The sequence below is a fragment of the Acinetobacter sp. GW821-FHT09D10 genome, assembly GCF_059416285.1.
Genome location: NZ_JBWKOW010000005.1, coordinates 49,614 through 62,436 on the forward strand (window position 1 = coordinate 49,614; position 12,823 = coordinate 62,436).

Below are 12,823 nucleotides of genomic sequence, written 5' to 3' on the forward strand. Positions count from 1 at the left end.
AGATTGAATGGCACAATTTTTTATTCATCGCCCCATTTTTGCGTGGGTGATTGCATTAGTCATTATGTTGGCGGGTATTCTCACGCTCACAAAAATGCCTATTGCACAGTATCCGACGATTGCACCACCGACAGTTACAATTGCTGCAACTTATCCTGGTGCATCGGCTGAGACTGTTGAAAACACCGTAACCCAGATCATTGAACAACAAATGAATGGTCTAGATGGCTTACGTTATATTTCATCTAACAGTGCTGGTAACGGTCAGGCTTCTATTCAATTAAACTTTGAACAAGGTATTGATCCAGATATTGCACAGGTTCAGGTTCAAAACAAACTGCAATCTGCAACTGCTCTTTTACCTGAAGATGTTCAACGTCAAGGTGTGACAGTTACCAAATCTGGCGCAAGCTTCTTGCAAGTTATTGCATTCTATTCGCCAGATAACAGCCTTTCAGACTCAGACATTAAAGACTACGTAAACTCATCAATTAAAGAACCACTTAGCCGTGTTGCTGGTGTTGGTGAGGTACAGGTTTTTGGTGGTTCATACGCTATGCGTATCTGGCTCGACCCTGCAAAATTGACTAATTACCAGTTAACCCCAAGTGATATTGCGACTGCTTTACAAGCGCAAAACTCACAAGTTGCTGTAGGTCAGTTAGGCGGAGCGCCAGCGGTACAAGGTCAAGTGCTTAATGCGACAGTGAATGCACAAAGCTTGCTGCAAACACCTGAGCAATTTAAAAATATCTTCTTAAAGAACACAGCATCAGGTGCTGAGGTTCGTTTAAAAGATGTTGCTCGTGTTGAGTTAGGTTCTGATAACTATCAGTTTGATTCAAAGTTTAATGGTAAACCTGCTGGTGGTCTTGCAATTAAAATTGCAACTGGTGCCAACGCACTTGATACCGCTGATGCTGTTGAACATCGTTTAGCTGAATTACGTAAGAACTATCCAACAGGCCTTGCAGATAAACTGGCTTATGACACTACTCCATTTATTCGTCTTTCAATTGAAAGTGTTGTACACACATTAATTGAAGCGGTAATTTTAGTATTCATTGTCATGTTCTTGTTCTTGCAGAACTGGCGTGCAACCATCATTCCTACACTTGCAGTACCTGTTGTTGTATTAGGTACATTTGCTGTCATCAATATTTTTGGATTCTCAATTAACACCTTAACCATGTTCGCCATGGTATTGGCAATTGGTCTTCTGGTCGATGACGCCATTGTCGTAGTGGAAAACGTTGAACGTGTCATGAGTGAAGAGCATACCGATCCGGTCACGGCGACTTCACGATCAATGCAACAGATTTCTGGTGCGTTAATTGGTATTACAAGCGTATTGACAGCGGTATTCGTACCAATGGCATTCTTTGGTGGTACGACTGGTGTAATTTACCGTCAATTCTCGATTACCCTTGTAACAGCAATGGTTTTATCGTTAATTGTAGCGTTAACCTTTACGCCAGCACTTTGTGCAACAATTTTAAAACAGCATGATCCTAACAAAGAACCAAGCAATAATATTTTTGCTCGTTTCTTCAGAGGATTTAACAACGGTTTTGACCGCATGTCGCATAGCTACCAAAATGGTGTTAGCCGCATGCTTAAAGGCAAAATCTTCTCTGGCGTACTTTACGCTTTAGTGATTGGTCTATTGGTGTTCTTGTTCCAAAAACTCCCATCTTCATTCTTACCAGAAGAAGATCAGGGCGTGGTCATGACACTTGTACAATTACCACCGAATGCAACGCTGGATCGTACGAATAAAGTTGTTGATACCATGACAAACTTCTTCATGAATGAAAAAGATACAGTGGAATCTATTTTCACCGTTTCAGGTTTCTCATTCACGGGTGTTGGTCAAAATGCTGGTATTGGCTTCGTTAAATTGAAAGACTGGAGTGAACGTACTTCACCAGAATCTCAAATTGGTGCGTTAATTCAGCGCGGTATGGCATTAAACATGATCGTCAAAGACGCATCTTACATCATGCCATTACAGCTTCCAGCAATGCCTGAACTCGGTGTAACTGCTGGTTTTAACTTGCAGCTTAAAGATTCAAGTGGTCAAGGCCATGAGAAACTAATTGCCGCACGTAACACAATTTTAGGTTTGGCTTCACAAGATAAACGTCTTGTAGGGGTACGTCCTAATGGTCAAGAAGATACACCTCAGTATCAAATTAACGTAGATCAGGCTCAAGCTGGTGCTATGGGCGTTAGCATTGCTGACATTAACAACACTATGCGTATTGCATGGGGTGGTTCATACATTAACGACTTCGTTGACCGTGGTCGTGTGAAAAAAGTTTATGTTCAAGGTGATTCGGGTAGCCGTATGATGCCTGAAGACTTAAACAAGTGGTATGTACGTAATAGCAAAGGCGAAATGGTACCGTTCTCTGCATTTGCTACAGGCGAATGGACATATGGTTCTCCTCGTCTTGAACGTTATAACGGCGTGTCATCGGTTAACATTCAAGGTACACCTGCACCGGGCGTAAGTTCTGGTGATTCTATGAAAGCCATGGAAGAAATTATTGCTAAGTTACCATCTATGGGCTTACAAGGTTTCGACTATGAATGGACAGGTTTATCACTTGAAGAACGTGAGTCTGGTGCTCAAGCTCCATTCCTTTATGCTCTTTCATTGTTAATCGTTTTCCTTTGCTTAGCTGCATTATATGAAAGCTGGTCTATTCCGTTCTCGGTTTTACTTGTAGTACCACTTGGTATTATTGGTGCAATCGTATTGACTTACTTGGGTATGATTATTAAAGGAGATCCAAATCTCTCAAATAACATTTACTTCCAGGTAGCGATGATCGCGGTCATTGGTCTTTCTGCAAAAAATGCGATCTTGATTGTTGAGTTCGCAAAAGAGTTGCAGGAAAAAGGCGAAGACCTACTTGATGCAACTTTACATGCTTCAAAAATGCGTTTACGTCCAATTATTATGACCACCCTTGCCTTCGGTTTTGGTGTACTTCCACTTGCCCTTTCAACAGGTGCTGGTGCAGGAAGTCAGCACTCAGTCGGCTTCGGTGTACTCGGTGGCGTACTCAGTGCAACGTTCTTAGGTATCTTCTTTATCCCTGTATTCTATGTGTGGATTCGTAGTATCTTTAAGTACAAACCAAAAACCATAAACACTCAGGAGCATAAATCGTGATGCAAAAAGTATGGTCTATTTCAGGTCGTAGCATTGCGGTATCTGCACTTGCGCTTGCTTTGGCAGCTTGTCAAAGCATGCGCGGCCCAGAACCAGTCGTGAAAACCGATATACCACAAAGCTATGGATATAACAGCGCTTCTGGTACGTCTATTGCAGAACAGGGTTATAAACAGTTCTTTTCTGACCCTCGTTTGCTCGAAGTGATTGATTTGGCTCTTGCCAACAACCGTGACTTACGTACAGCAACGCTCAATATTGAACGTGCTCAACAGCAATATCGAATTACTCAAAACAACCAGCTTCCAACCATCGGAGCAAGTGGTAGTGCAATTCGTCAGGTTTCTCAAAGCCGTGATCCGAATAACCCCTACTCTACCTATCAAGTGGGTTTGGGTGTAACTGCCTATGAGCTTGATTTTTGGGGCCGCGTTCGTAGCTTAAAAGATGCTGCATTAGATAGTTATCTTTCAACGCAAAGTGCACGTGATTCGACACAAATCAGTCTGATTAGTCAGGTTGCTCAAGCATGGTTGAACTATTCTTTTGCATCGGCGAATTTAAAGCTTGCAGAGCAAACTCTAAAAGCACAGCAAGACTCTTACAACCTCAACAAAAAACGTTTTGATGTGGGTATCGACAGTGAAGTTCCACTACGTCAGGCACAGATTTCTGTAGAAACTGCGCGTAACGATGTAGCGAACTACAAAACTCAGATGGCTCAAGCACAAAACTTGTTGAACTTATTATCAGGTCAATCGATTCCGCAAAACTTGTTGCCAAACCAACCTGTAAAACGCATTACTCAACAGAATGTATATACAGCTGGTTTACCAAGTGACTTGCTTAACAATCGTCCAGATGTAAAAGCTGCCGAATATAACTTAAGCGCTGCTGGTGCGAATATTGGTGCTGCAAAAGCACGTTTATTCCCAACAATTAGCTTAACGGGTTCTGCAGGTTACGCATCGACTGACTTAAGTGATCTATTTAAGTCGGGTGGATTTGTGTGGTCAGTTGGACCAAGCCTAGACTTACCAATTTTTGATTGGGGTACACGTCGTGCCAATGTAAAAATTTCTGAAACCGATCAGAAAATTGCATTGTCTGATTATGAAAAATCAGTTCAGTCTGCATTCCGTGAAGTTAATGATGCGCTTGCAACTCGTGCCAATATTGGTGAACGTTTAACAGCTCAACAACGTCTAGTAGAAGCAACTAACCGCAACTACACATTATCAAATGCCCGCTTCCGTGCTGGTATTGATAGTTACTTGACAGTTCTTGATGCACAGCGTTCATCTTATTCAGCAGAACAAGGTTTATTGTTGCTTCAACAAGCTAACTTAAACAACCAAATCGAGTTATACAAAACTCTAGGTGGCGGTTTAAAAGCAAACTCTTCAGATACAGTGGTTAATCAACCATCAAGTGCTGAACTTAAAAAGCAATAAGTTTTAAATAACTTATCTATAAAAGCTCACTTCGGTGGGCTTTTTTATTGCATCTCATGTGAATATTTCTTATCTTGAAAGCTTAAGAGATTTAGATTGATAAAAAATAATGTTACTGAGTAATTTAGAAAGCGTTCCGGGCCACCAGATTTTAAAACAGCTTGATGTTGTTTATGGAAGTACTGTCCGTAGTAAGCATGTTGGCCGTGACTTGATGGCGAGTTTAAAAAATATTGTGGGTGGTGAACTTACAGGTTATACCGAATTATTAGAAGAATCTCGCCAAGAAGCCATGAATCGTATGATTGCCAAAGCCCAGCAACTGGGTGCGAATGCAATTGTCGGCATCCGTTTTTCAACTTCAAATATTGCTCAAGGTGCTTCCGAACTATTTGTCTATGGCACAGCAGTGGTTGTGCAACCTCAAGCACCCCATCTACCAGATCCATTTAGTGCATAGGTAGAAAATGGAAAATCTTATTTTTCAGCTTGTTATTTTTCTGATTCTTTTCAGTATTGGTTGGGGTTTTGGACGCCATATTGAACGAAAACATTTGAAAGAACTTCTAGAAAAAGAGCAACGGCTGGCCCATATCAGAATTGATACGAATCGTTTTTCGACGAGTGATCAGCTAGGCCATTTCATTAGTAGTAATGTCGTGATTTCTCATGACTACTTTAAATATGTATTGGCATCCATTAAGAATATTTTGGGTGGTCGACTCACCAGTTATGAGAGTGTGGTTGAGCGTGCTCGCCGTGAAGCGATTGTCCGTTTAAAACAACAAGCACATACCGCAGGAGCTAACCATATTATGGGAGTTCGGCTGAGTACAACCGAACTAGGAATGCAGGGCGGAATGGTTGAAGTCTTTGCCTACGGTACAGCAGTAAAAGATTAATACTGCCCTACACTAGAAAAATGAATGCGTGGATTGCCAATATTTTTAGTTAAATGTTGGCAAATTCCGGTAATTTTCCAACTGCCCTGTTGTTTTGCCAAAGTAAAATAATAACGACCAAATGAATGAAAATAATCATTTTCTGAAAAACGATAAATTTGATAATTACACTCTAACCATGCCCGATCTTGTTCAATACGGATGATCGGATTACTTAAGTTATGTTGCAATCTGAGATGAGACAACGCCTGTTGCCGAGAACCTTTATATTCATGACAAGACACGACACATAAAGGCTCTCCCCTAAATTGGAAATAGTCCACCTCAAGTTGATCGGCCAATAACTCATCAAAAGCGTCCCAATTTTTCTGATCAAAGACCAATTGAAAACGCGTAATGACTTCTAAAATACGGTGATAATCTTGATCCATGGTGAACCTTCTATACGGGTTTTCCATCAATTTAGCATGGCGAAATCACTTTTTTATTTTACTTTTGTTTTCCGAATCATTTTATAGAGAAGTTTTGGAGACATTCGTGAAACCATAACACCTAGTTTTTCTTTTGTTCCCCCAACAACAATATATTCTTGCCCATGCATTAAAGCTTTAACTGCTTGTTGGGCAAATACATCTGCCTCTAAACCATTCTCGATGGCTTCATCTTGATGACCTTGAGGTTGTCCAGCACCATTTAACGCATTAAAAGAAACATTAGTTTTTACAAAGCCCGGGAAAATAACTGAAACTTCAACGCCTTGATCTGAGACCTCAGCACGTAAACTATTTGCCCACATATGAATTGCAGCTTTAGCAGCCGAGTAGCTTGCACGGTACTGCGTTCCTAATAAACCCGCTACACTCGACACAAATACAACTCGACCAGACTTTTGTTTTAGCATGGTCGGAAGCACAGTTTTGGTTAACGCCACTTGTGAGAAATAGTCGACTTCCATAATGGCCCGTTCAGTTGCCATCGTCGTATCTTCAATTAAAGCACGTTGGCTTAAGCCTGCATTATTAATGAGCCAGTCAATTCGCCCTTTCGCTTTTAAAATCTGCTTATAAGCCTCATCAACTTGTTTTTCATCAGTAATATCTGCAACCACAGACAAATGATGGTCTGGGTTTAACAAACCAACCCGAACTGCTTCTAATTCCTCAAAACGACGCGAGGTCAAAATCACCTCCGCCCCTTGCAAAGCCAACTCCCCTGCTAAGGCCTTACCCAGACCAGAAGATGCTCCCGTAATCCATACCACTTTATTTTGCAAAGTATCAAGTTTGGCCATGCTTTATGTTCCTATTATCTTTTTAAATTATGCTGCTTGATGCATGAAGGCCAAAAAGTGGTTGATATAATGAGTTGCTGTGGTCTGATCGACCTGTGTACCTAACTTTTCCAAACGTTTATAGCCTAAATGCGTCGTCATGTTGATCACCCCATTCAGGGTTTTATCGACAACTAAATTAAATTTTAAACGCTTTTTAGGTTCACGTACTAGGCTTGTTACGCCTAAATCTACAATTTGAATGAGGGTATCAAAAGCAGCTGCAACACTCTGCATATTCCCATCACGAATTTGCTGAGTCAGAGTTTCGGCTTGTTGCACGAGTTGGAGGGTAACTGGATAGGTAATATAAACTTGCTGCCCCTGCTCTTTCATCAGAGATGTCATGTAGTCAACTAAAGGTAAAAGACGTTCATTTCCAAAGAATGAAACTGACCAAGGCATGTATTTTCGAAAAGTCTCTAAAACTTGCTGAACTACTTTTTCAGACTCAGCTTGCTGTTTTGGGGACATGGTTGTATTTCCTGACTGTAAAAGTACAGAAAAAACCTGCTCAATAATTTCACAAGAAAGGTCAGAGAGTACATCGCCTAAGGGTTTTGCCTGACTTTGTCTTACTCCATCATGCAGTTTCTGCCGGATGGTCTCGAATTGGGTATAAGTTGAATCGGAAATTTTCAAAAAAACTTCATAACTCATGAGTAGCATCCTTCTTCAATTCTTTTGTAATTTTTGTGCCGTGTCTCTACACGATTAAATTGTGATCCATCTTTCATAAATCTACCGTTTTTTGAAAAAAATACAAAACCGTTTATCTGTTTTCAGCACATTAATTTCGAGGCATTTTTTTGCTACAATAGGTGCAATTTTTTATGCATATTCGATCTAAGCTACTATGACTGACGCTCAAACCGCTCAAAATATTGCGACCACATACGATCCAACCGAGATCGAAAAGAAGTGGTACCAAACGTGGGAAGAACAAGGTTACTTCAAACCTTCTGGTCACGGTGAATCATTCTGTATCATGATTCCGCCACCAAACGTCACTGGTAGTTTGCACATGGGCCATGGCTTTAACAATGCCATTATGGATGCCCTCACCCGTTATAACCGTATGATGGGTAAAAACACCTTGTGGCAACCAGGTACTGACCATGCGGGTATTGCAACTCAAATGGTTGTTGAGCGTCAACTAGGTTTACAAGGTGTGACTCGTCATGACTTGGGCCGTGATAAGTTCATCGAAAAAGTTTGGGAATGGAAAGAACAATCTGGCGGCACGATTACTAAACAAATTCGTCGTTTAGGTTCATCTGTAGACTGGTCACGTGAACGCTTCACGATGGATGAAGGTTTATCAAACGCAGTTAAAGAAGTATTCGTTCGTTTGCACGAAGACGGTTTAATTTACCGCGGTAAGCGCCTTGTAAACTGGGACCCTAAACTTCAAACTGCTCTTTCTGACCTTGAAGTAGAAAGCAAAGAAGAAAAAGGCTCACTTTGGCACTTTAAATATTTCTTTGAAGACAAATCAGTTAAAACTCAAGATGGCAAAGACTATTTAGTCGTTGCAACGACTCGTCCTGAAACTTTACTGGGCGATACTGCGGTTGCTGTTCATCCTGAAGATGAGCGTTATGCACATCTTGTTGGTAAAAATATTGTATTGCCAATTACTGGTCGTTTAATTCCGATCGTTGCCGACGACTACGTTGAAAAAGACTTCGGTACTGGCTGTGTAAAAATCACGCCTGCTCATGACTTTAACGACTATGACCTAGGTAAACGTAATAGCTTGCCAATCATTAATATCTTCAACAAAAATGCCGAAGTTTTAGGCGAGTTTGAATATATTGCAAAAGCTGGTGAACAGATTTCTAAAACCATTACTGCGCCTGCGGAATATGCTGGTTTAGAGCGTTTCGCAGCACGTAAAAAATTAGTTGCTCAAGCTGAAGCTGAAGGCTGGTTAGATCAAATCCAACCGTATGACTTAAAAGCGCCACGCGGCGACCGTTCAGGCGTGATCATTGAGCCATTATTGACTGACCAATGGTATGTAAAAATTGCTCCTCTTGCTGAACCTGCAATTGAAGCAGTTCAAGATGGCCGTATTAAGTTTGTTCCAGAGCAATACAGCAACATGTACATGGCGTGGATGCGTGACATTCAAGACTGGTGTATTTCACGTCAGCTTTGGTGGGGTCACCGTATTCCAGCTTGGTACGATGCAAATGGCAACATCTATGTTGGTCGTAACGAAGAAGAGGTTCGTGAGAAAAATAACATTGCTGATGATGTTGAACTTAAACAAGACGAAGACGTTCTTGATACATGGTTCTCTTCTGCGCTTTGGACTTTCTCAACCTTAGGTTGGACTGGCGACAACAAAAAAGATGCAGCAAATGATTTCCTTAAAACCTTCCACCCAACAGATGTGTTGGTGACTGGTTTTGACATCATTTTCTTCTGGGTTGCCCGTATGATCATGATGACCCTGCACTTCATGAAAAATGAAGATGGTTCATCGCAAGTACCATTCAAGACTGTTTACGTTCACGGCTTGGTACGTGATGGTGAAGGTCAAAAAATGTCTAAGTCTAAAGGTAACGTACTTGACCCATTAGACTTGATTGACGGTATTGATTTAGAAAGCTTAGTTGCAAAACGTACGACTGGCCTGATGAACCCGAAAGATGCAGCGAAGATTGAAAAATCAACGCGCAAAGAGTTCCCAGAAGGCATTAATGCTTATGGTACTGACGCAGTTCGTTTCACGTTCTGTGCGCTTGCAAACACTGGTCGTGACATCAAGTTCGACTTAAAACGTGTTGAAGGCTACCGTAACTTCTGTAACAAAATCTGGAACGCGACTCGTTTCGTTCTGATGAATGTTGAAGGCCAAACTGTTGGTCAAGAAGCTCGTCCTGATCTTTGGGAACTTCCAGAACAGTGGATTATCAGCCGTCTGCAAAAAGCTGAAGCTGCTGTACATCAAGCGTTTGCAACGTATCGTTTAGACCTTGCTGCACAAGCGATTTACGACTTTATCTGGAATGAATACTGTGACTGGTACGTTGAGTTAACTAAACCAGTTCTTAACGATGCAGAAGTTGCAGAAGAGCGTAAAGCTGAAGTACGCCGTGTATTGCTTGCAGTGATGGAAGCTTCTTTACGTTTGGCTCATCCGTTAATGCCGTATTTGACAGAGGAAATCTGGCAAACGCTTGCACCAATGCTTGGTCAAGGTGGTCCAACCATTATGACTGCTCAATACCCTATTCCTGAGCAAGCAAAAATCAATGAACAAGCTGAAGCAGACATGCAATGGCTTCAAGGTTTGATTGGTGCGGTGCGTAACATTCGTGGTGAATTGGGCTTAGGTAATGCACGCTTATTGCCAGTATTACTTCAAAACACGTCTGATGCTGAACGTGAACAAATTATTCGTATTGAAGCATTGTTCAAAGCATTGGCTAAAGTTGAAAGCATTGATTTCTTGAATAAAGATCAAGAGCCACCATTGTCTTGCTCTAGCGTTGTTAGCCATGCATCAGTATTTGTACCAATGAAAGGCTTAATTGACCCTAAAGCTGAGCTTGCTCGTTTGCAAAAAGACTTGGATAAAATCCAAAAGCAACACGACCAAATTGCAGGCAAACTTGCAAACGAAGGCTTTGTATCTAAAGCACCAGCAGCAGTTGTTGAAGGTGAAAAAGCGAAGCTTGCTGAGTTTGCTGCTCAGTTAGAGAAAGTTAAAGCGAATATGGAGCAGATTGCTGCGCTTTAATCTTTAAAGTTCACAATTTAATCTATAATATAAAGGGCTGATTATTCAGCCCTTTATATATTTAAAATGAGAAGCTATACAAATTTTGATAGATGGACTAGCCAAGAACATCGTAGTTGGCAATTTGAAATATTCAAACAATATAATAAAGAATTAACAAATATGTTAATTTCCTTCAATGCCTCTCAAAGCTATACGTATAAAAATTTGACAGCAAGTGGAGCAAATTTTTCGCTTCAAGCTGATAATTATTTTGATTTCAAAGATCATAGGCATGTTGGTACATTCAAAACTCTTGGAGATTGGTCAAAGACTCACAATGAATTCAGTAAATGGATTTATTTAAATGCATTAGTATCTTTAACATCAAATTTTGAGATTTATTTATCTTCAATTATTAAAATATCATTGGATTCAGATCCAGGTACAATTATTGGATCATCCAAATCTGTTGATGGAATGTTTTTAAAAAAATATAAAAAGCATAAAATAGATCATGAAGAATACGTAACAGGATGTGTTAAAGGTACATGGCTGAGTAGAATTAATAATTTAGAAAAAATATTTAATACTAATTTTCCTATTATTCGAAATAACTTAAAGCATCTTGAACGTATTCGAACTACGAGAAACAACGTAGCACATGCTTTTGGACGTAGTATAAAAGATACAGAAAATTATGAGGTCGTAAATAATTATGCATTACCACGAATGACCTTTGAAAGACTTATCAAATACCAAATCCTAATTTTTAAAATTGTAGAAACTATTGATGAATATTTATTAAAAAATCATATCGGACAATATCAACTTATTCTTTATTATCACCTTTGGAAAATAGAAAAAAAGAAAACGTATCCTTTTAATAAATTACAAATTCAATATTTTAGTCATAATTTTCAAAAAGATTTGGGACAATATAGAAAGATTTCTACTAAAAAAAAATTTGCATATAATCTTGTCGTCTATTATGAATAGTCTTTGAATTTAATTGGATATTTAAAACTAACATTTCATAAAAGCATTTGATTTTCCTAAATTTTAGGTGGGGAAACTTACAACACCCCATTCCCCAACAACATCTCCACCCCACTCACCTTTTTCATATGCTTTAAACGCTCCTTTTCCCACTTCACCTGCTGCTTTAGCTCAGCACAGTCGGCATCTATAGCTTTATAAACATCACTAATATGCACATGCTCCGCTTTCACATTCTTCGCTAACTCAAAAGAATCCAAAATATCTGCAATTTGGCTTTCAAGCTGCTGACTTTGTGCATCCAAAGCCAGTTTGTAAAACCGCAATTGCTCAGCAGATAATTCTTTAGCTCCTACCCCTTTATTCTGTTCAAGCTGTAACTGGAGTTTGAGTAAATAAAACAAATCCTGCTTTTCATAGGCCTGACTTGCCTGCTGGAACAGCTCGGTTTTTTCCTGTTTCTTTGTTTCATCCTGCTCACGGTCTGGATGAATCCTCGCGGCAATTTTTAAATAAACCGTTTTAAGTGACTGCGCTGCCATTTGCTCAGCTTGTTCACGTTTTTGTTGTTGTCTTTGCTGTTTGGCTTGTTCTCGCGCTTGTTGTTGCTCGGCAGCATACTGTTCAAAGTCTTCATCAAATTCTGCACGTTGATCAGTACTTTCTTCATATTCAAATTTTATTGACTGAGCTTTTTTAGTCTTTTTTGCCGATTCCCCTGCATGTTGCTGATAAAAGGTATCGATCTGATTCACTAACTCTAACTGTTGAGCAGACAGCATTTTGGAGCGCTTCAACATGTGTGCAAGCTGGGCAATTTTTTCATCGAGTTGTTGCATATCCGCTTTGGAAAACTCATGGCTATGTAACATATTCCAGAGTTGATCTAACTGCTGAAATAAGACCTCATGTAAATCGCCATACACAGGCATCAGCTTTTGCCGAATGTGCTGTTGAATCTCAGCTTGCGCATTTTGCCATGTGCTAAGGCTAACTTTTTGCTGTTCTATTTTATCAATCAGGCGATTAAGTTTTTTCTGCTGTGCAGACGGTTCTGACCTTTGCTGCAAGCTAACTTTGAGATCAAAGGACATACTCATCCACCTGAAAAAGAAAAAAGTGTAGCAATAATCAGATGAGGAAGGTAGCAAAGCATTCTTTAAGTAAGAATCGGCACGTTAATTTTTGGAAAATAGAACGTGTCTTACCTAAATGTTTATA

The 12,823-nt window shown here is 40.0% G+C and carries 10 protein-coding genes; 6 read left to right on the top strand and 4 right to left on the bottom strand.

Annotated features, from left to right (window positions below; genetic code table 11):
• The first annotated feature begins 7 nt into the window (after positions 1-7).
• The 4 genes from adeJ (at position 8) to AC07M3_RS12510 (ending at position 5,540) form a co-directional block, all read left to right on the top strand.
• Positions 8-3,184 carry a multidrug efflux RND transporter permease subunit AdeJ gene (adeJ, locus tag AC07M3_RS12495; RefSeq protein WP_199990696.1) on the top strand — a complete coding sequence of 1,059 codons (3,177 nt, stop codon included), beginning with the start codon at positions 8-10 and terminating at the stop codon, positions 3,182-3,184.
• Positions 3,184-4,638, top strand: coding sequence for a multidrug efflux RND transporter outer membrane channel subunit AdeK (gene adeK, locus AC07M3_RS12500; protein ID WP_004639123.1), 1,455 nt, complete (start codon positions 3,184-3,186; stop codon positions 4,636-4,638). Before adeJ ends, adeK begins: the two co-directional genes overlap by 1 nt.
• A 109-nt stretch (positions 4,639-4,747) precedes the next feature.
• Complete coding sequence (locus AC07M3_RS12505) at positions 4,748-5,098, top strand: YbjQ family protein (RefSeq protein WP_003655405.1); 351 nt, start codon at positions 4,748-4,750, stop codon at positions 5,096-5,098.
• Positions 5,099-5,105: 7 nt separating this feature from the next.
• Positions 5,106-5,540, top strand: a complete 435-nt coding sequence (locus AC07M3_RS12510) for a YbjQ family protein (RefSeq protein WP_494567437.1) — start codon at positions 5,106-5,108, stop codon at positions 5,538-5,540.
• Here the strand turns inward: AC07M3_RS12510 and AC07M3_RS12515 are convergent.
• The 3 genes from AC07M3_RS12515 to AC07M3_RS12525 are packed head-to-tail and all read right to left on the bottom strand — an operon-like array spanning position 5,537 to position 7,530.
• A complete protein-coding gene (locus AC07M3_RS12515; RefSeq protein WP_005049894.1) occupies positions 5,537-5,971 on the bottom strand; it encodes a nuclear transport factor 2 family protein in 435 nt (144 codons plus the stop codon). The two genes, AC07M3_RS12510 and AC07M3_RS12515, sit on opposite strands and share 4 nt — an antisense overlap.
• A gap of 53 nt (positions 5,972-6,024) precedes the next feature.
• Positions 6,025-6,831 (bottom strand): SDR family NAD(P)-dependent oxidoreductase, encoded by an 807-nt coding sequence (locus AC07M3_RS12520; RefSeq protein ID WP_311075661.1) that lies wholly within the window; start codon positions 6,829-6,831, stop codon positions 6,025-6,027.
• Positions 6,832-6,858: 27 nt separating this feature from the next.
• Complete coding sequence (locus tag AC07M3_RS12525) at positions 6,859-7,530, bottom strand: hypothetical protein (RefSeq protein WP_494567438.1); 672 nt, start codon at positions 7,528-7,530, stop codon at positions 6,859-6,861.
• Positions 7,531-7,726: 196 nt separating this feature from the next.
• Here AC07M3_RS12525 and AC07M3_RS12530 point away from each other — a divergent pair, with 196 nt between their 5' ends.
• On the top strand, positions 7,727-10,624 hold the full coding sequence (locus AC07M3_RS12530) for a valine--tRNA ligase (RefSeq protein WP_494567439.1): 2,898 nt from the start codon (positions 7,727-7,729) through the stop codon (positions 10,622-10,624).
• A 66-nt stretch (positions 10,625-10,690) separates the two neighbouring features.
• On the top strand, positions 10,691-11,602 hold the full coding sequence (locus tag AC07M3_RS12535; protein ID WP_494567440.1) for a hypothetical protein: 912 nt from the start codon (positions 10,691-10,693) through the stop codon (positions 11,600-11,602).
• A 77-nt stretch (positions 11,603-11,679) separates the two neighbouring features.
• Here AC07M3_RS12535 and AC07M3_RS12540 read toward each other — a convergent pair whose 3' ends face one another.
• Entirely contained in the window at positions 11,680-12,696 is a 1,017-nt protein-coding gene (locus tag AC07M3_RS12540; RefSeq protein WP_494567441.1) for a molecular chaperone DnaJ, read from the bottom strand.
• Between the last annotated feature and the right edge of the window lie 127 nt (positions 12,697-12,823).